Raw genomic sequence first — 18,639 nt, 5'->3', positions numbered from 1 at the left:
GGCGCCGGCCTGAGCCTCTACCAAGTCGTCCGCGAACTGCAGCTACTGCTCGCAGCCTGGGCCGGCGCCTGCCCCACCTGCCACCGCGACATACCCGCCCTCACACCGACCTGACCAAGCACTACTAGGACGTTTCGGCAACGCCGCGAGCGGCCGTGCCGGGCGTCGCGACGCCGCTCACTGTTGCTCCCCGGGTCGTAAGGTTCCCTGACGTGCTCAGACGACGTCCGCAGTTGTTGTGGTTGCTGGTCCCCCATGTGCTGTACCTGGGGGTGCTGCCGTTCGTGAACCGGGTCCATCCCGTCGTTCTCGGACTGCCGTTCCTCTTCGTATGGCTGCTCGGGGCGACCCTGCTGACACCCGTCGCCGTATGGCTGACCCGGCGGGGGGACCGCCGGTGAACGCCGCAGTCGCGACCTCCGTCTTCGGGGTCTTCATGGTCGTCACCGTCGCCCTCGGGCTGCTCGCGATGCGCGGGCGGCGGCGAGGGAGCGGGGAGGGCGGCGGGCTCGCCGAGTGGTCCGTGGGCGGGCGCAGTCTCGGGACCGTCTTCATCTGGGTGCTGATGGCCGGCGAGGGCTACACCAGCTTCAGCTACCTGGGCGCCGCGGGATGGGGCTACAACTACGGGGCGCCGGTGCTGTACGTGGTGGCGTACATGTCCTGCGGGTACGCCCTCGGTTACGTCGTCGGGCCGATGCTCTGGGCGTACGCACGCAAGCACGGGCTCGTCGGGATCACCGACATGGTGGCGCACCGCTTCGGCCGGCCCTGGCTCGGTGTGCTGGTCGCCGTCCTCGCGACCGTCTTCCTGCTGCCGTACATCCAGCTCCAGATCACCGGCATGGGCGTGGTCGTCTCGACGATCTCCTACGGTGCCATCAGCCTGAACTGGGCGTACTTCATAGCCTTCGCCGTCACCACCGGCTTCGTCGTGGTGAGCGGGCTGCGCGGCAGCGCGTGGGTGTCCGTCCTCAAGGACGTCCTCGTCATCGCCACCCTCGGGTTCCTCGCCTGCTACGTACCGCTGCACTACTTCGACGGGTACGTGCCCTTCCTCGACCGGCTCGTCACCGAGAAGAGCGACTGGCTGACCTTCCCCGGGCACGGGGACAGCGGGCTCGGGCAGGCGTGGTTCATCACCACCTCGTTCCTCAACTCCCTCACCGTGGTGATCTTCCCGACGACCGTCGCCGGCTATCTCGGGGCCAGGAACGCCGACGTGCTGCGCCGCAACGCGATGTGGCTGCCCGCCTACAACGTGCTGCTCTTCGTGCCGATGCTGCTCGGCATGGCGGCGCTCTTCGTCGTGCCCGGGCTGGTCGGCGCCGAGTCCAACCTGGCGCTGTTCAAGCTCGTCGTGGACTCGCTGCCCGCCTGGGCGGTCGGCGTCATCGGCGTGGCTGCGGCGCTCTCGTCGATCGTGCCGATGGCCGTCTTCATGCTGGTCATCGGCACGATGTGGGGGCGCAGCGTGCTGTCGCTCGTACCGCGGTGGGAGCGGCGGCAGAAGGGCGCGGCGCAGACCGTCGTGGTGGCTGCGGGCGTGATCGCGCTGGTGCTCACGTACACCGCGCCGAACACCCTCGTACGGCTCTCCCTCATCTCGTACGAGGGTATGGCGCAGCTGCTCCCCATGGTGCTGCTGGGGCTGATGTGGCGGCGGCTGACGCTGCTCGGGGCGATGAGCGGGCTGGTCGTCGGCGTGGCCGTGGTGTGCGGGTTCGTGTTTACGGAGAACGATCCGGTGTGGGGCGTGAACGCGGGCATCGTGGCGCTCGGCGCCAACCTCGCCGTCGCGCTCGCCGTGACGTACGCGGGGCCGCGCGAGCGCGACGAACGGCCGGACAGCGAGGTGCTCGCGCGGGACGAGACCGGGCCTGTGGAGGAGGACGCCGGGGCGGACGGGGAAGGCAAGGGGCTCAGCGGCGCTCTCACGGGGACGGGGCGCTGACCGTTGCCGTCAGTCGCCGCCGCGCGACTGCCGTGTCCGCCGGAGACCGAACAGCCCTCAGGGCTGATGGTCCTGCCGGACCCATCGTGTATCCGGACCCATCGTGTATAACGGCTGGAGAGCCGAACGCGCGAACGTATGGAAGGGAGGAGGGACCGATGAGCGGTGACACGACGCGTCTGCGCGGTGGCCTCGCCCGGTTGCTCCGCCCCGCAGCGCTGCTGCTCTTCTTCGTCACCGAAGTCCTCCTCGCGGAAGGCGGCAGCCTCTCCGCCACCGTCGCGCTCGCCGCCACCGCGGCCGTCGGCTCCGCGCTCGTCGCCGCCTCGGTCATCAGCGCCCGCTGCGCCGCCCCCGTGCCCCGCACCCGGGTCCGTACGGCCATGCGGGACCGGGAGAAACGCACCGCGTTCCTGCCACAGCGAGACCCGGACGCCAAGGGGCGCAGGCGCCCCCGAGCGCCCGGCCGCGCCCTTCCGACGGCCGCGTAGGGCTCACAGCAGCAGCTAGCCCCTGTCCTGCCGATCTTCGCGGGCCCGGAACGCCTGGCACGGCACCTCGCCGCGTTGTCGTCAGTCGCCCGAGTACGTCCAGTACGAGGACGATCCTCCGCCTTGCGATGCACCGCACCAGACGCCCCGGGTTGATCCACGAAGATCGACGGACAGGACTTACCACTGCACCCCTCGCGGTTCGTCATGCCGAGTTCGTTCTTCTTCCCGGCACGACGAGACCCCCGGAGGGCTCACCCATGTCCGTCTTCATGTCCGCATTCGCCGCTCTGGTCGGCGCGATGGCCGATGTGATGCACCCGCTTTTCCAGGGCGCGTCCGCCGCCGCCGCGATCGTGCTGTTCACGGCGCTCGTGCGGCTCGCCGTGCACCCGCTGTCGCGGGCCGCGGCGCGAGGACAGAAAGCCCGCGTCAGGCTCCAGCCGCAGATCGCCGAGCTGCGCAAGAAACACCGCAAGGACCCCGAGCGCATGCAGAAGGCGCTCATGGAACTGCACAAGGCGGAGAACGTCTCGCCGCTCTCCGGCTGCCTGCCCAGCCTGCTGCAGATGCCCGCCTTCTTCCTCCTCTACCACCTCTTCTCCAGCCAGACGATCGACGGCCACCCCAACGAGCTGCTCGGCCACCAGCTCTTCGGCGCCCCCCTCGGCGAGCACTGGCACGACGCGCTCGCGCACGGCGGACCGTTCGGGGCGCAGGGCATGGTCTACCTCGGCCTGTACGCCATCGTCACCGTCGTGGCCACCTTCAATTACCGACGGACGAAGCAGCAGATGGCCGCCAACCCCGTCACCCCGACCACCGGCCCCGACGGGCAGGCGGTCCCGGGCATGGGCCTGATGACGAAGCTCATGCCCCTGATGTCCTACGCCACCCTTTTCACCGTGTCCGTCGTACCGCTCGCCGCCGCGCTGTACGTCGTCACGAGCACCACCTGGACCGCGATCGAGCGGGCATTCCTCTACCGCGACATGCCGGCCGCAGGCACCGCCGTGGCCGCCACGGCGTAATCGGGGCGGTGAGCGCACCGGTCCAGTGTGTGAACAGGGTCTTGCGGAGTGATCGGATGTCTTGGACGATCGGACAAGCCTGCGATGGCCGCCACCCATCCGACGGGCCCGATCTCGACCAAGGGGAGAAAGACCGTTGAAGCTGCTTCGTGTGGGTACGGCAGGCGCGGAACGACCGGCGCTGCTGGACGAGGACGGAACCCTGCGTGACCTGTCGGGGATCGTCACCGACATCGATGGCGCGCTGCTCGCCGACGAGTCCGCGCTCGCCCGGGTACGGGCCGCCGCGGCCGCGCCCGGCGAGCTGCCCGAGCTCGACGCCGAGGGGCTGCGGGTCGGGCCGCCGCTCGCCCGGATCGGCAAGATCGTGTGCATCGGGCTGAACTACCACGACCACGCCGCCGAGACCGGCGCGGAGATCCCCACCGAGCCGATCCTGTTCTTCAAGGCGCCGGACACCGTCATCGGGCCCGACGACACGGTGCTCGTGCCGCGCGGCAGCGTCAAAACCGACTGGGAGGTCGAGCTCGCGGTCGTCATCGGGCGCACCGCCCGGTACCTGGAGTCCGCCGAGGAGGGGCTCGCGCACGTCGCCGGCTACGCGACGGCGCACGACGTCTCCGAGCGCGAGTTCCAGATCGAGCGCGGCGGCACCTGGGACAAGGGGAAGAACTGCGAGACGTTCAACCCGCTGGGGCCGTGGCTGGTGACGGCGGACGAGATCGCCGATCCGCAGGCGCTGCCGCTGAAGCTCTGGGTCAACGGTGAGCTGAAGCAGGACGGCACGACGGCCGACCAGATCTTCCCGGTGGGCGAGGTGGTCCGGTATCTCAGCCACTTCATGACGCTGTACCCGGGCGATGTGATCAACACCGGGACGCCGGCCGGGGTTGCCCTGGGGCGGCCCGAGCCCAAGCCGTACCTGAGGGCGGGGGATGTCGTGGAGCTGGAGGTCGTCGGGCTGGGGCGGCAGCGGCAGGAGCTGAAGGACGCGTAGCGGCGCTCGTGCCGAAAAGCTAAACGTCGGAGGGGTGGGGTGCTGTGCTAGCAGCGCCCACCCCTCCTCCGCGTCATGCGCCGATCGTCGTCGCGAACTGTTCCAGCGCCTCGACCACCAGGGCGTGGTCCTCCGCCTGGGGCAGGCCCGAGACCGTCACCGAGCCGATGACCCCCGCGCCCTCGACCGCGATCGGGAACGAACCGCCGTGCGCGGCGTACCTGTCCGGGTCCAGACGCGAGGCGTCGTCGAACGTCGTGCCCTTCGCCCGGAATCGGGATCCGACCAGGTAGGAGCTCTCGCCGAAGCGTTCCACGACCCTGCGCTTCCGGTCGATCCAGGCGTCGTTGTCCGCGCTCGATCCCGGCAGCGCGGCATGGAACAGTTGCTGTGCGCCGCGTCGGATGTCGATCGCGATCGGGGCGTGCCTCTCCCGGGCCATCGAGACGAGCAGGCCGCCGAGCGCGTACGCGTCGTCGTAACTGAAATGCGGCAGCGTCAGTCGGCGCTCCTGGGCGATGAGCTCGGAGATGGTCGGAGCGGTGGGGTTCATACGGGCTGCTCCTCGGTGTCGGCGGAGGCCGGCGGGGATGTGGCGGGCAGGGTCACGGTGACGCCCTCGCGGGCCGAGCGGCGGGCGGCCTCCAGTACGTCCAGGGCCGCTGCGGCCTGGAGGGCGGTCACTGGATTGTCGCCCTTTCCGCGCAGCGCGTCGGTGACCGCCGCGTAGTACGCGGGGTAGTCGCCCGGCAGCGTACGGACCGGGGCGCCGCCGCCCGTCAGCGGGGACTCGCCCGAACCGATCCGGCCCCACAGCTCCTCGGGCTCCTCGCCCCACGGCCGGCCGGCCGCCGGGCGTGCGCCCGCACGCAGATCGGCCTCCTGCGGATCGAGGCCGTACTTCACATAGCCGGCGGTCGAGCCGAGCACCCGGAAGCGCGGACCGAGCTGGGCCGCGGTGGCGCTGACGTACAGATGCGAGCGGACCCCGCCGGCATGGGTGATCGCGAGAAACGTGTCGTCGTCGGCGGCGGCGCCCGGGCGGCGTACCTCGGACTCCGCGTACACCCGCACCGCCGGCCCGAACAGCACGAGCGCCTGGTCGACGACATGGCTGCCCAGGTCGTACAGCAGCCCGCCGATCTCCCCCGGGTCGCCCGACTCGCGCCAGCCGCCCTTCGGCTGCGGGCGCCACCGCTCGAAACGGGACTCGAAGCGCTGTACGGTCCCCAGCTCGCCGTCCGCGACCAGGCGGGCGAGGGTGCGGAAGTCGTTGTCCCAGCGGCGGTTCTGGAACACCGAGAGCAGCAGCCCGCGCTCCTCGGCGAGGGCCGCGAGCTCCCGCGCCTCGGTGGCCGTGCCGGCGATCGGCTTGTCCACGACGACCGGCAGACCTGCCTCGATCGCGGCGGTCGCGATCGGGACATGGGTCTTGTTCGGCGAGGCGATCACGATCAGATCGAGCTCGTCCGCGCGCCCCCACAGCTCCTCCGGCGACGCGGCGAACCGTACGTCGGGGAACTCGGCGCGCGCCTGCGCCCGCCGCTCCTCGCTCGATGTGACGACCGTGTCGAGGACGAGGCCCTCGGTCGCGGCGATCAGCGGGGCGTGGAAGACGGAACCCGCCAGGCCGTAGCCGACGAGTCCGACGCGCAGGGGGGCCTCGGACGACAGAGGGGCTTCGGCCGATAGCGGGGCCTCGGACAGTCCGTGCGTCTCGTGAGTCGCGTTGCCAGTCGTGGTCATGACCGACACTTAAGCAACGCTGTTGCCAAAGTGCAAGCAACAGGGACAATGAGGCGGTGAACAGGAGCAATAGCGGCGCCAACCTGCCGACCCTGCGCGGCCACAACGCGGCGCTGGTACTGGATCTGCTGCGCGTGGCGGGCGAGCGCGGCATCAGCAGGCTCGAACTCGCCGAGCGCACTGGGCTCACGCCGCAGGCCGTCAGCAAGATCACCGTCCGGCTGCGCGCCGAGGGCCTGGCGACCGAGGCGGGCCACCGCGCCTCCACCGGAGGCAAGCCGCGCACCGTGCTGCGGCTGGTGCCGGACGCCGGTCACGCGATCGGCCTGCACCTGGACCGCGACGAGCTGACGGTGGTCCTGGTCGACCTGGCCGGCACGGTCGCCGCGAACCGCACCGCCCCGCTGGACTTCGGCGCTCCGGCGGACGAGGTGCTCGCGCTGGCGGCGCACGCGGTCGCGTCCGTGCGGGGCGGGGGCGCGGGGGCGGGCCAGTCCGCGCGGGGCTTCGGCGCGCAGCTCGTCGACCGGCCGGTGCTCGGGGTCGGCGTGGCGGTGCCGGGGCCGCTCGACCACCGGGGCGGGGTGCTGCACCGCGTCACCGGGTTCCCGCAGTGGGACGGCTATCCGTTGCGGGACGCGCTCGCCGCGAGGACCGGGTTGCCGGTCGTCGTCGACAAGGACACCAACGCCGCCGCCCTCGGACTCGCCCTGCGCGCAGCGGGCGCGGACGACTTCGCGTATCTCCACCTCGGGACGGGGCTCGGTGCCGGGTTGGTCCTCGGTGGGGGGCTGCACCGCGGAGCCCGTACCGGGGCCGGTGAGTTCGGGCACCAGACCGTCCAACTGGACGGGCCGGTGTGCGGCTGCGGGGGGCGCGGCTGCATCGAGGCGCTCTGTCTCGCCGCCGTAGCCCGCGGCGATGTCGCGGAGGCCGCCCGGGTGCTGGGAACCGGCGCCGCCAACCTCGTCGGGCTGCTCGACATCGACCGGGTGGTGCTCGGCGGACGTACCGTCGCCGCCGACCCCGACGCGTACGTACGAGGCGTCCGCGCCGTGATCGACGAGCGCGCCCGGCTGGGCGGCATCGACGTGCCGGTTCCGGTGACCGCCGCAGGGGGAGGGGACCGGCCGGTCGCGGAGGGGGCCGCGCAGCTGGTCCTGGCCCCGCTGTTCGGGCGGGTCGCGGGTGCGGACGGGGGGTGAGCGGGGCGGGACAGGGCCTGATGCGACTGGGCCGGTCGAGCGGTTACCGGCCGCCGGCCGGGCGGCCTTCCGGCTTGTCGGTGCCGGACGCCACGCGCGTGCGTGGCAGCGTCGCGGCCCAGAACCGGTGAACTCCGGCGCACAGGGCGACCGTTCTCGCGAGCAGCGAAGGGTGACCCCGCATGTCTTCGACACCACCCACGTCGGCTACGCCGTCGGCGTCCGCATCCCTGTCCGACTCCGGTCAGGCCCCCACGGCCGACGCCTCGCCGGCAGCCCCTGGATCCACCCCCGCGTCCCTCCCCCCGACCGCCGCCTCTCTCCCCATGTCCGCTGCCCCCGCCGGTCCTCCCTCGCCGCACCCGTCCTCGTCCCCGCCTCCCGGTCGGACACGGCACGGGTTCGCGCTCGGGCTGGCGGCCGCGAGCGTGGTTCCCGCGGTCCTCGGCGGCGCATCCGCCTCCGCCGCGCCTTCGGTCACCCAGGTCTCGAAGCCGGACGCCACCACCGCCGACCAGCAGGCCGCCTGCGGTGATCCGGAGGCGAGCGACTTCCCGATCAGCACCCGCATCCGCGGCGGCCCCGACACCTACACGCCCGGCGGCGGCTACGGAACCTGGTTCCTGGACCTGACCAACACCACCACCGAGTCGTGCCGGGCCATCCACCCGGTGCTGGTCCTCACCGACGAGGACCGGAAGCTGACCGCCGACCAGATCCAGCTGGAGTTCGCCGAGCCCTCCCGTCCCGATGTGGAGCACCGGGTCAGCTGGGAGACCACCGACCAGGACGAACACATCGGCGTCTTCGGCGGCGACGGCGCCGACGACTTCGCCGGCTTCACCGTCCCCGCGGGCCGTACCGTCACCGTCCAGGTCCGGATGGCGTTCACCTCCGACGCCGTCCCCAGCCGGATGACCGTAAACGCAGCGATCGTCCAGCGTCGGCACGTGGCGAGCGGCGGGACGGAGAAGGACGACGGGGCCTGGGTCGGCGAGTCCGACGACTACCCGTTCGCCGTCGTCGAGGACAGCGACGGCGACGGCGACAGCGACGAGACGGCCGATACGGGAGACACTGTGGGGGCCGGCGAGACCTCCGGCATCGGCGAGACCTCCGGCACCGTCGACACCCCCGGCACCGGCGAGACCCCCGGCACCGTCGACACCCCCGGCACCCCCGACCCCCCGCGGCCGTTCGCACCCGGCCAAACCCCGGCGGAGGGCAACCTCCCCCAACTGGCCCGCACCGGCCCGGCCACCCTTCCGTACTCCGGCATCACCGTCGCCGGGTTCCTGATCGGTGGCGGGGCCCTGGTGATCCGGGCCCGCCGCATGCGCCGCCCCCGCTCCGGGCCCGGCCGCTGAACCGCCCGGCCACGAGTGTTCATGTCCGTCTGCCACCATCAGGCCGTGGACTACCCGCACGACCAGACACCTGGCGCACCCATCCGCTCCGGCATCCCGGAGCACGGCCGCATCCCCAAGTACTACGCGGTCAAGGCTCATGTCTCCCTCCTCATAGAGGAGTTGGGCGAGGGGGGCATGCTGCCCACCGAACGCGATCTCGCCGAGCGCTACGAAGTCTCGCGCGAGACGGTGCGCCAGGCCCTGCGCGAGCTCCTGCTGGAGGGGCGGCTCGCCCGCCAGGGGCGCGGCACCGTCGTCGCCGGCCCGAAGCTGGAGCAGCCGCTTTCACTGGCGAGCTATACGGAGGGGGTACGCCGCCAGGGCCGTACCCCCGGCCGTCATCTCATCGGACTGGAACGGTTCCCCTGCCCCGAGGCGCTCGCCGCCGACGTCGGGGTGGGGCGCGGCGAACCCGTCTGGCATCTGGAGCGGGTGCTGCTCGCCGACGACGACCGGGTCGGCCTGGAGAGCACGTACGTCTCCGTCGCCCGCGTACCGGACCTGGACACGGAGTTCGACCCCGACTCGTCCTTCTACGCCTACCTGCGCGACCGGCTCTCGATCTCCTTCGGCGATGCGGACGAGAGGATCGAGACCGTGCTCGCGACACCGCGCGAGGCACTGCTCATCGGTACGCCGCCCGCCCTGCCCATGCTGCTGATCCACCGGATCTCGCGCGATACGGACGGGAAGCCGCTGGAGCGCGTACGGACGCTGTACCGCGGAGACCGGTTCTCCTTCAGCGCGCACCTGGGCCCGCAGGACGGACGCTGACCACTTAGAGGAGCTCACAAAATGGGCGCCCGGCTCGCGACGCCTGGCACGCACGCTCGCTGCGTTGCCGAAATGTCCTAGTAGCTCCGCTACGAGGACCTTCCGGCGCCTTGCGATCGCACGCACCAGACGCCGCGAGCCGATCGGACTCCCATTTTGTGAGCTCCTCTTAGAGGAGCTCATCCGGCAGGCTTCGCGGTCGCCGGTCGACCCAGGTTGGTAACGAGAAGATAACGGGTCTAGTCCAGGTTTGGGGTCCGGTTCACCCTCCCTTTGCCGTATCGATCCGTATGGGTCACCGGCCCCGAGGAGCGTGTCCGTCGTGAGAGTCATCGTCGTAGGAGCCGGCGTGGTGGGAACCATGCACGCCTGGCACGCAGTGAACCGCGGCCACGAGGTCGTACAGATCGAGCGCGAGAGGGAGGCGCGCGGGGCATCGCTCCGCAATTTCGGACAGATATGGGTCAGCGGCCGGGCCGGTGGCGAGGAACTGGAGACCGCGCTGCGCGCCCGTGAGCTGTGGGAGGGCATCGGAGCCCGGGTCCCCGGCCTCGGGTTCCGGGCCTGCGGCTCGCTCACCCCGCTCCGCACCGAGCTGGAGACCGCCGTCGCCGAGGCGGCAGTCGCCCGCCCCGACGCGGCGGCCCGCGGCTACAAGCTGCTCACCGCCGGCGAGGCCCGCGCGGTCAACCCCGCGCTGCGCGGCGGATTCGCCGCCGCCCTGTGGTGCGAGCGGGACGCGGCGGTCGAACCCCGTACCGCCCAACTGGCTCTGAAGCAGAAGCTGTTGACGTCCGGGCGGTATACGTACCTCGGCGGGCGCGAGGTCCGCGAGGTGGTGGGTCCCGCCGCCGTCCGCGACGACCACGGCGACGTGCACACCGGCGACGCCGTGATCCTGGCCACCGGTGCCTGGCTCGGCGGACTCGTCCGCGAACTGGCCGGACCCGAACTGCCGGTGCGCCGCGTCCGCCTCCAGATGATGCAGACCGACCCGCTCGGCGAACCGCTCACCACCTCCGTCGCCGACGCCGACAGCTTCCGCTACTACCCGGCGTACCGGAGCGGGGCGCTGGACACGCTCAACGCCGAGCAGGCGCAGGCGCCCACCGCGGCACAGCACAGGATGCAGCTCCTGATGGTGCAGCGCCGCGACGGCGGCCTGACCATCGGCGACACCCACGAGTACGAGCACCCCTTCTCCTTCGACACCGTCGAGGAGCCGTACGAGCACCTCACCGGGGTCGTCGAAGCCTTTCTGGGCCGACCCCTGCCACGGATCCGCCACCGCTGGGCCGGGGTCTACGCCCAGTGCACCGACACCAGCCGGGTCGTCCACCGCCAGCAGGTGCGAGACGGCGTCTGGCTGGTCACCGGACCGGGCGGCCGGGGCATGACCTGCTCGCCCGCCATCGCCGAAACGACCGCCGACGAACTGAACTGGTGAAGAAGTTGACCAACCGGACCCCCCAGACCCCCCAGACCCCCCGGCCCTCCCTCGATCTGGTCGTCCTCGACATGGCCGGCACCACCGTCGCCGACGGCGGCCTCGTCGAGCAGGCATTCTCCGCCGCGGCCGAACGCCTCGGCGTGCAGCCCGGCTCCGCCGACCACGCGGAGAAGCTCGACCACGTACGCGCCACCATGGGCGAGTCCAAGATCTCCGTCTTCCGCCACCTCTTCGGCGACGAGGACCGCGCCCAGCAGGCCAACACCGCCTTCGAGGAGGCGTACGGAGAGCTGGTCGACGGGGGCAGCATCGCGCCGATCCCCGGCGCACGCGAGGCCATCGAACGGCTCAAGGCCGAGGGCCGGACCGTGGTCCTGTCCACCGGCTTCGCCCGCACCACCCAGGACGCCATCCTGGCCGCGCTCGGCTGGCAGGACCTGGTCGCCCTGACCCTCTGCCCGGCCGACGCGGGCGGCCGCGGCCGCCCCTACCCCGACATGGTCCTCGCCGCGTTCCTGCGCACCGGCGCCGTCGACGGCGTCCAGCAGACCGTCGTCGCGGGCGACACCTCGTACGACATGCTCAGCGGCGTACGCTCCGGCGCCGGACTCGTCGCGGGCGTCCTCACCGGCGCCCACGACAAGGACCGGCTGACCCGCCACGGCGCCACGCATGTCATCGGCTCGGTCGCCGAGCTCCCGGATCTGATCGCGCGGGCAGAGGCATGACGGGCGGGGCCGCGGCAGGCCGCAGCGGCATCAGGTTCGACCGGGTCAGCGTCGCGTACGGCGGGAACACCGTCCTCGACCGGCTCGATCTGACCGTCGAACCCGGCGAGGTCATGGCGCTGCTCGGGCCCTCCGGGTCCGGCAAGACCACCGCCCTGCGCGCCGTCGCCGGGTTCGTGCAGCCCGCCTCGGGCCGGGTCTACCTCGGCGACCGTGACGTCACCGGGCTGCCGCCGCACAAGCGCGGCATCGGCATGGTCGTCCAGCAGTACGCCCTCTTCCCGCACATGCGGGTCCAGGACAACGTCGCCTTCGGGCTGAAGGCCCGCAAGGTGGCCAAGGCGGAGATCCCCGAGCGGATCGCCGAGGCCCTCGAACTCGTCGGCATGGCCGCCTACGCCACGCGCTACCCGCGCGAACTCTCCGGCGGCCAGCAGCAGCGCGTCGCCATCGCCCGCGCGCTCGCCATCCGCCCCGGCGTCCTCCTGCTCGACGAACCGCTCTCCGCGCTCGACGCCCAGCTGCGCTCCGGGATGCTGGCCGAACTCGCGCGATTGCACCGGGAGTTGCCGGACGTCTCGATCCTGTACGTCACCCACGACCAGGTCGAGGCGCTCACTCTCGCCGACCGGATCGCCGTCATGGACAAGGCACGCCTGCAGGACTGCGGCACCCCGCAGGACCTGTACCGCCGTCCGCGTACGGAGTTCACCGCGTCGTTCGTCGGCAACGCGAACCTGCTGCCGGTCACCGTCGCCGACACCGCCGGCACCGTCGACTTCGCGGGCCGCGCACTCGACGTACCGACCGGAGAGGCGACCGGCGGCGCCACTGCCACCCTCTGCGTCCGGCCCCACCTGGTCGGGCTCGGCGACGGACCCAACGCACTGAGCGGCACCATCGCCGAGGTCCAGTGGCGGGGTTCCACGCACCGGCTGTACGTCGACGTCGACGGGCACCGGGTCAAGGCGGACCTCCGCGAACTGCGCGAGACACCCGCCCTCGGTGACCGGGTCACGCTGCACTTCGCAGCCGAGGACGCGGTGCTGCTGTCCGCAGGGGTGGCCGATGGTTAGCACCGGTGCACCACTCACGTCAGGCGGCCCCGTACCGGGGGGTGTGCCCACCCGTCCCCAGGCTCTCGACCCCGTTCGAGCCGGGGAGACCCCACCCCCACCCGCCCCAGCGAAACGAATGCCCACAACAGTCTGGGCGCTGCCGCCCGTAGCGTTCCTCGCGCTGGTCTTCCTCTACCCGCTGGCCCTCGTCGTCCAGCAGTCCGTCAGCCCGGACGAGGGCGGCACCTCGCTCGCCCCGTACGGGGACGTGTTCGCCTCCGAGTCCTTCCGCTCCGCGCTGACGACCACCGTGTGGCTGGCGGTCGGCGCCACGGCCGGATGCCTGGTGCTGGGCTTCGTCCTGGCCATGGTCATCGCGTTCGTACCGTTCCCCGGCGGCAAGGCGGTCACCAGGTTCATCGACGTCTTCCTCTCCTTCCCGTCGTTCCTGATCACGCTCGCCCTGCTGTTCATCTACGGCAACGTCGGCATGGCCAACGGCCTCTGGACAGACATCACCGGCGCGTCGAGCGGCCCCTTCGACTTCCTCACCACCCCGTGGGGTGTACTGCTCGCCGAGATCACGTACTTCACCCCGTTCGTCATGCGCCCGCTGCTCGCCGCGTTCTCGCAACTCGACAGCGCACAGCTGGAGGTGGCGTCCTCGCTGGGCGCGAAGCCCGCCCGGATCGTGCGGCAGGTGATCCTCCCCGAGGCGCTTCCCGCGCTCGCCGCCGGCGGCAGCCTCGTCCTCGTGATGTGTCTCAACGAGTTCGGCATCGTGCTGTTCACCGGCGCGAAAGGGGTCACGACCCTGCCGATGCTCGTCTACAGCAAGGCGATCCTGGAGTCCGACTACCCGGCCGCCTGCGTCGTCGCCGTCGTGAACATCGCGATCTCCGTCGGTCTCTACAGCCTGTATCGGACGGTGAGCCGCCGTGTTGGTGCATAGCCGTACGGGGAAGTGGGCCGCCTGGGCCGTGTTCTTCGTGCTCTTCGTCCCGCTGTTCGCGGTGCCGCTGCTGGTCATCCTCGCCGCGTCGTTCACCACCAACTGGTCCGGCGCCTTCCCCTCCGGGCCGACCACCGGGCACTACGCGGCCGCGACCGGCGGCGACTCCCTCCAGGCCCTGACCACCAGCCTGATCACCGCCGTCAGCGCCAGCCTGCTCGCCCTCACCGTCGGCTCCTGGGCCGCGCTCGCCGCCGCCTCGCTGCGCAGCCGCGGCAGACGATTCCTCGACGCGCTGTTCATGCTGCCGGTCGCCGTGCCGTCCGTCGTCGTGGGCCTCGCCGTGCTCGTCGCGTTCAGCAAGCCGCCGATGCTGCTGAACGGGACGCGCTGGATCGTGATCCTGGCGCACACGATTCTTGTCACCGCGTTCGCCTATTCGTCGGTTTCGGCGGCGATAGTGCGTCTCGACCCGATGTACGAACAGGCGGCGGCCAGTCTCGGCGCCCGGCCCTCGTACGTCCTGTGGCGCATCAAGCTGCCGCTCCTGCTGCCGGCCCTGACAGCGGCCGCAGGGCTCTGCTTCGCCCTGTCCATGGGCGAGCTGAGCGCCACGATGATGCTCTACCCGCCGGACTGGACACCGCTCCCAGTGCAGATCTTCGCCGCCACCGACCGCGGCTCACTGTTCACCGGAGCGGCCGTCGCCGTGGTCCTGATGGGAACGACGCTGCTCGTGCTGCTCGGCATGGCCCGCATCCGCACCAGGGCCTCGTACCGCTGAACCGTCGGCACCCCGACCCCCCTCCCCGTACCGACTCCGGCCGGCTTCCGGCCGACATCCAGGAGATACGACCGCCATGCGCAAGAACCACCTCAAGCCCATAGCCGCCGTCACCGGCTGCCTCGCCCTCGCCGCCACCCTCTCCGCCTGCGGCGGCTCCTCGGCCGCCTCGGACGAGAAGGTCGTCACCGTCTACAGCGCCGACGGCCTCAAGGGCGAGAACGGCGACGGCTGGTACGACAAGGTGTTCAAGGACTTCGAGAAGAAGACCGGCATCAAGGTCAAGTACGTCGAGGGCGGCTCCGGCGAGATGGTGCAGCGCGCCGTCCGCGAGAAGTCCAACACCCAGGCCGATGTGCTGGTCACCCTGCCCCCGTTCATCCAGCAGGCCGACAGCAAGGGCCTCCTGGCGGCGTACGCACCGGCCGGCTCCGACAAGGTCGACGGCGCCGACAAGGCGTCCGACGCCAAGTGGACCTCGGTCGTCAACAACTACTTCGGCTTCATCTACAACAAGAAGGAGCTGAAGTCGGCGCCCGCCACCTGGGAGGCACTGCTCGACGGGAAGTTCAAGAACAAGATCCAGTACTCCACCCCCGGAGTCGCGGGTGACGGCACGGCCGTTCTCATCAAGGCCATGCACGACTTCGGCGGCAAGGAGCCGGCCATGGAGTACCTGAAGAAGCTCCAGGCCAACAACGTCGGCCCGTCCGCCTCCACCGGCAAGCTCGCCCCCAAGGTCGACAAGGGCGAACTGCTCGCCGCCAACGGCGACGTCCAGATGAATTACGCGCAGTCCAAGGACATGCCCGACCTGGGCATCTGGTTCCCGGCGAAGCAGGGCGGCAAGCCCACCACGTTCGCCCTGCCGTACGCGGCCGGCCTGGTCGACAAGGCCCCGCACAGCGCCAACGGCAAGAAACTGCTCGACTTCATGCTCTCCGAGCAGGCCCAGAAGGACGTCAGCGCGGTCGGCGGCGGCTTCTCCGCCCGCAAGGACATCGAGGCCACCGACGACAACGCCATCGCGCTCGCCCGACTGATGGACGGCGTCGAGGTCTTCGAGCCCGACTGGTCGGACATCGGCACCAACCTGAACACGTACGTCGAAGCCTGGAAGTCGGCCACCGGAAGCTGACAGAAGCTGACCTGGCCTGCGGAAACGTCGATTCCAGGGCCTGCGACGGCGCACTTCGGTGGCCCGGCACCCCGCTGCGGAGCGGAGTGTCGGGCCACCGGTCCCGGACCTCAGACGAGGTCGACGAGGTCCGCGATCGAGTTCACGACGTTGGTCGGCCGGTACGGGTAGCGCTCGATCTCACCCCTGCTCGTCAGCCCGGTGAGCACCAGGAACGTTTCCATCCCGGCCTCCAGCCCGGCCAGTACATCCGTGTCCATCCGGTCGCCGATCATGGCGGAGGTCTCGGAGTGCGCACCCAGGGTGTTCAGCGCACTGCGCATCATCAGCGGGTTGGGCTTGCCGACGAAGTACGGCTCCTTGCCGGTCGCCTTCGTGATCAACGCCGCGACGGAGCCCGTGGCCGGCAATGCCCCCTCGGGGGAGGGCCCGGTGTTGTCGGGGTTGGTGGCAATGAAGCGGGCACCGTTGTTGATCAACCGGATGGCCTTCGTCAGCGCCTCGAACGAGTAGGTCCGGGTCTCGCCCAGGATCACGAAATCGGGCTCGTGGTCGGTGAGAACGTATCCGGCATCGTGCAAGGCGGTGGTCAGCCCCGCCTCACCGATCACGTAGGCAGTGCCACCGGGGTGCTGATTGTCCAAGAACGTGGCGGTGGCCAGGGCCGAGGTCCAGATGTTCTCGACCGGCACTTCGAGACCGATCCGGTTGAGCCGCACATGAAGGTCCCGGGCCGTGTAGATCGAGTTGTTCGTCAGCACCAGGAACGGCTTGCCCGAATCGCGGAGCTTCTTGATGAAGGCATCCGCACCGGGGATCGGCACACCTTCATGCATCAGCACGCCGTCCATGTCGGTGAGCCACGATTCGATGGGCTTCTGATCTGTCATGGGTGCGGCTCCTGCCGAACGAGGACTTACGGCCTGACCCACGATTGGCAGCGGCGTCCCAGCGCCTGGGACCCTCGCCTCCCGCGTTGTCGTCAGTCGCGATGTTCCCCGAGCTCTCGGCTTCGCTCGAGCAGGGGAGTCCCCACCCGCCATCGCTCCCTCCTCCGCCTTGGATTCGAAGGCCCCGGACACCGCTCCTTCTCCCACTGCCAATCGTGGGTCAGGCCGTTACGGGATGACCATGCTATTCACTCACCACTTCCGCGGCCTGAATGTCTCGTAGCCCGGACGGGAGCCCGCGCGGAAACGTCCTGCGAATCCCGCTCAGCCCTCGATCAGCCGCTGGACGGCGACTCCGTAGTGCCCGCGACCAGGGCCGCACGGTCGAAACGCGTCAGCACGGCGTCCTCCACTGTCCGAGGGGGCGGGGGAGGGGGCTCCGGTGGTCCTTGCCGGGCCGTCCCCCGCGCTCCTGCGGATGCGAAAAGCCGCGGGAGGCGTGAACCTGCCCTAAGGAGGTTCACGATGCGTTCCATACCCCTCACGTTCTGTGCCGCCGCGGTCGTCGTGGCGACCCTGGTGCCGGCTTCCGCCGCACTGGCCGACTCCGATGCCGGGACCGACCGGGGGACGGGCTCGGGTTCCCGTACCGCTCTCTCGGTCTCCCCGCCCTCCCTCGCCCCGGGCGGCGAGGTGGATCTGCGGCTGGACAGCTGCGGGGGCAAAGAGGCCAAGGGCAACTCCGACGCGTTCGACTCCGAGGCGCGTTTCTCGCCCGCCACGGACGGGGGCCTCATCGCGAAGGCCCGGATCAGCTCGGACGCCTCCCCGGGCGACCACGAGATCCAGATCGTCTGCACGGACGACAAGGGCACCAAGGTCTCCGGCACGGTCAAGGTCGCCGACCGCGGTCAGCCCTCGCCCCTCGCCCCGGTCCGCGCGGGCGGTGGGGGCACCGCGGCCGTCACCGACCGGGAAGCCCACCAGGAGGGCCCCGGCACCGTGCATGCGGTGATCGGCCTGGCCCTGGCCGCCGTCGCGACCGTCGCCGTCGCGTTCCGCAGCGCGCGCCGGCGCCGTCCGGCCGCGGACTGACATGGCCGCCCCCGACCGCCCCGAGGGGCACGGCCGACTGCTCACCGGAGTGGCCTGGGCCGTCCTGCTGATGGGTCTCTGGCTCTGGGGCCGCGACATCACCGACGGCTCCGGCGCCAGCTCCGCCCCGACCACCGGCGACATCGCCGCGGTCGGGCGCCCCCTCGGCGTCCCGCTGCCCGCACCGCATGACCCGATCAAGGGCGCGGTGCCGGAGCGGGTCGACATCCCGTCGATCGGCATCAAGGCACCGGTGGTCGCCCGCGGCCTGGACAAGGACGGGGCGATCGAACCACCCCCGTTCGACACGCCCCAGACCGTCGGCTGGTACGGAAACGGCACCGAGCCCGGTGCGAAGGGCCCCGCGCTCTTCGTCGGCCACGTCGACACCGAGACCACACCGGCCGTCTTCTACGGACTGAGCGCAGCCCGCCCCGGCGCCAAGATCGAGGTGACCCGCGCCGACGGCACGATCGCCGAATTCACCGTCGACGACGTCCAGGTCTTCACCCGGGAACGCTTCAACGCCGACAAGGCCTACGGCCCCCACAGGAATGGCCGCGCGGAGCTCCGCCTGATCACCTGCGGCGGCACCTACGACCGGGCCTCGCAGTCGTACGACGCGAACGTGGTCGTCTCGGCCTATCTGACCGGCGAGAAGTCCGGGAGCGGTGGCCGGGCCTGACTTTAGAGGAGCTCACAAAAGGGGAGCCCGATCAGCTCGCGGCGTCTGGTGCGTGCGATCGCAAGGCGCTGGGAGGCCCTTGGATGGGGTCTCCCCTGCTCTTCAAGAGCTTGGGGAAGGAGCTACAAGGGCGTTTCGGCAACGCAGCGAGCGTGCGTGCCAGGCGTCGCGAGCCGGGCGCCCATTTTGTGAGCTCCTCTTAGAAGCCCTGGGCCAGGCGAACGGCCCGAGCGGGACGAGAGGCGCGGGGAT

At 71.0% G+C, this 18,639-nt stretch carries 19 protein-coding genes; 16 read left to right on the top strand and 3 right to left on the bottom strand.

Going from position 1 to position 18,639, the window contains the following annotated elements; translation table 11 throughout:
- Positions 1-242: 242 nt before the first annotated feature.
- The 5 genes from ACZ7L9_RS05570 to ACZ7L9_RS05550 all read left to right on the top strand — a co-directional run bounded on the left by ACZ7L9_RS05570 (position 243) and on the right by ACZ7L9_RS05550 (position 4,473).
- Entirely contained in the window at positions 243-401 is a 159-nt protein-coding gene (locus ACZ7L9_RS05570) for a DUF3311 domain-containing protein (RefSeq protein ID WP_383757032.1), read from the top strand.
- Positions 398-1,954, top strand: coding sequence for a sodium:solute symporter family protein (locus ACZ7L9_RS05565; RefSeq protein WP_471412697.1), 1,557 nt, complete (start codon positions 398-400; stop codon positions 1,952-1,954). The genes ACZ7L9_RS05570 and ACZ7L9_RS05565 overlap by 4 nt, the downstream gene beginning before the upstream one ends.
- Positions 1,955-2,112: 158 nt before the next feature.
- Entirely contained in the window at positions 2,113-2,445 is a 333-nt protein-coding gene (locus tag ACZ7L9_RS05560) for a DUF6412 domain-containing protein (protein ID WP_471412696.1), read from the top strand.
- Between the two features lie 260 nt (positions 2,446-2,705).
- A complete protein-coding gene (locus ACZ7L9_RS05555) occupies positions 2,706-3,476 on the top strand; it encodes a YidC/Oxa1 family membrane protein insertase (RefSeq protein ID WP_471412694.1) in 771 nt (256 codons plus the stop codon).
- 136 nt (positions 3,477-3,612) lie between these two features.
- Positions 3,613-4,473 (top strand): fumarylacetoacetate hydrolase family protein, encoded by an 861-nt coding sequence (locus ACZ7L9_RS05550; RefSeq protein WP_471412692.1) that lies wholly within the window; start codon positions 3,613-3,615, stop codon positions 4,471-4,473.
- Positions 4,474-4,546: 73 nt separating this feature from the next.
- Here the strand turns inward: ACZ7L9_RS05550 and ACZ7L9_RS05545 are convergent, their stop codons facing one another.
- Positions 4,547-5,026 carry a heme-degrading domain-containing protein gene (locus tag ACZ7L9_RS05545; RefSeq protein WP_471412690.1) on the bottom strand — a complete coding sequence of 160 codons (480 nt, stop codon included), beginning with the start codon at positions 5,024-5,026 and terminating at the stop codon, positions 4,547-4,549.
- Positions 5,023-6,147: a Gfo/Idh/MocA family protein gene (locus tag ACZ7L9_RS05540; protein ID WP_471412802.1), complete on the bottom strand. Its 1,125-nt coding sequence runs from the start codon at positions 6,145-6,147 to the stop codon at positions 5,023-5,025. The genes ACZ7L9_RS05545 and ACZ7L9_RS05540 overlap by 4 nt, the downstream gene beginning before the upstream one ends.
- Before the next feature lie 128 nt (positions 6,148-6,275).
- Here ACZ7L9_RS05540 and ACZ7L9_RS05535 point away from each other — a divergent pair, with 128 nt between their 5' ends.
- From ACZ7L9_RS05535 to ACZ7L9_RS05495, 9 genes are all read left to right on the top strand, one after another.
- The gene (locus ACZ7L9_RS05535) at positions 6,276-7,424 is read left to right on the top strand and encodes an ROK family transcriptional regulator (RefSeq protein WP_471412688.1); all 1,149 of its coding nucleotides are present in this window, start codon (positions 6,276-6,278) and stop codon (positions 7,422-7,424) included.
- Between the two features lie 326 nt (positions 7,425-7,750).
- Positions 7,751-8,791 carry a hypothetical protein gene (locus ACZ7L9_RS05530; protein WP_471412685.1) on the top strand — a complete coding sequence of 347 codons (1,041 nt, stop codon included), beginning with the start codon at positions 7,751-7,753 and terminating at the stop codon, positions 8,789-8,791.
- A 45-nt stretch (positions 8,792-8,836) separates the two neighbouring features.
- On the top strand, positions 8,837-9,607 hold the full coding sequence (locus ACZ7L9_RS05525; protein ID WP_471412683.1) for a GntR family transcriptional regulator: 771 nt from the start codon (positions 8,837-8,839) through the stop codon (positions 9,605-9,607).
- A gap of 322 nt (positions 9,608-9,929) precedes the next feature.
- The gene (locus ACZ7L9_RS05520; RefSeq protein WP_471412682.1) at positions 9,930-11,054 is read left to right on the top strand and encodes a TIGR03364 family FAD-dependent oxidoreductase; all 1,125 of its coding nucleotides are present in this window, start codon (positions 9,930-9,932) and stop codon (positions 11,052-11,054) included.
- A 5-nt stretch (positions 11,055-11,059) separates the two neighbouring features.
- Positions 11,060-11,785: a phosphonatase-like hydrolase gene (locus ACZ7L9_RS05515; protein ID WP_471412800.1), complete on the top strand. Its 726-nt coding sequence runs from the start codon at positions 11,060-11,062 to the stop codon at positions 11,783-11,785.
- Positions 11,782-12,861 (top strand): ABC transporter ATP-binding protein, encoded by a 1,080-nt coding sequence (locus ACZ7L9_RS05510; RefSeq protein ID WP_471412680.1) that lies wholly within the window; start codon positions 11,782-11,784, stop codon positions 12,859-12,861. Before ACZ7L9_RS05515 ends, ACZ7L9_RS05510 begins: the two co-directional genes overlap by 4 nt.
- Before the next feature lie 118 nt (positions 12,862-12,979).
- On the top strand, positions 12,980-13,795 hold the full coding sequence (locus ACZ7L9_RS05505; RefSeq protein ID WP_471412678.1) for a 2-aminoethylphosphonate ABC transporter permease subunit: 816 nt from the start codon (positions 12,980-12,982) through the stop codon (positions 13,793-13,795).
- On the top strand, positions 13,782-14,579 hold the full coding sequence (locus tag ACZ7L9_RS05500; RefSeq protein WP_471412676.1) for an ABC transporter permease: 798 nt from the start codon (positions 13,782-13,784) through the stop codon (positions 14,577-14,579). The genes ACZ7L9_RS05505 and ACZ7L9_RS05500 overlap by 14 nt, the downstream gene beginning before the upstream one ends.
- Positions 14,580-14,655: 76 nt before the next feature.
- Positions 14,656-15,717, top strand: a complete 1,062-nt coding sequence (locus ACZ7L9_RS05495; RefSeq protein WP_471412674.1) for a 2-aminoethylphosphonate ABC transporter substrate-binding protein — start codon at positions 14,656-14,658, stop codon at positions 15,715-15,717.
- A 110-nt stretch (positions 15,718-15,827) separates the two neighbouring features.
- On the opposite strand, the gene ACZ7L9_RS05490 is transcribed toward ACZ7L9_RS05495, so the two are convergent.
- The gene (locus tag ACZ7L9_RS05490; RefSeq protein ID WP_384451736.1) at positions 15,828-16,607 is read right to left on the bottom strand and encodes an HAD-IIA family hydrolase; all 780 of its coding nucleotides are present in this window, start codon (positions 16,605-16,607) and stop codon (positions 15,828-15,830) included.
- Between the two features lie 525 nt (positions 16,608-17,132).
- On the opposite strand from ACZ7L9_RS05490, the gene ACZ7L9_RS05485 reads away from it, so the two are divergent.
- Together ACZ7L9_RS05485 and ACZ7L9_RS05480 are read left to right on the top strand one after the other, a co-directional pair.
- Complete coding sequence (locus ACZ7L9_RS05485; RefSeq protein ID WP_471412672.1) at positions 17,133-17,702, top strand: hypothetical protein; 570 nt, start codon at positions 17,133-17,135, stop codon at positions 17,700-17,702.
- A 1-nt stretch (position 17,703) separates the two neighbouring features.
- Positions 17,704-18,387 carry a class F sortase gene (locus ACZ7L9_RS05480; RefSeq protein WP_471412671.1) on the top strand — a complete coding sequence of 228 codons (684 nt, stop codon included), beginning with the start codon at positions 17,704-17,706 and terminating at the stop codon, positions 18,385-18,387.
- Positions 18,388-18,639 lie beyond the last annotated feature (252 nt).

Source organism: Streptomyces sp. NPDC111516, from assembly GCF_055635345.1.
This window is presented reverse-complemented; position numbering and strand designations above follow the sequence as displayed.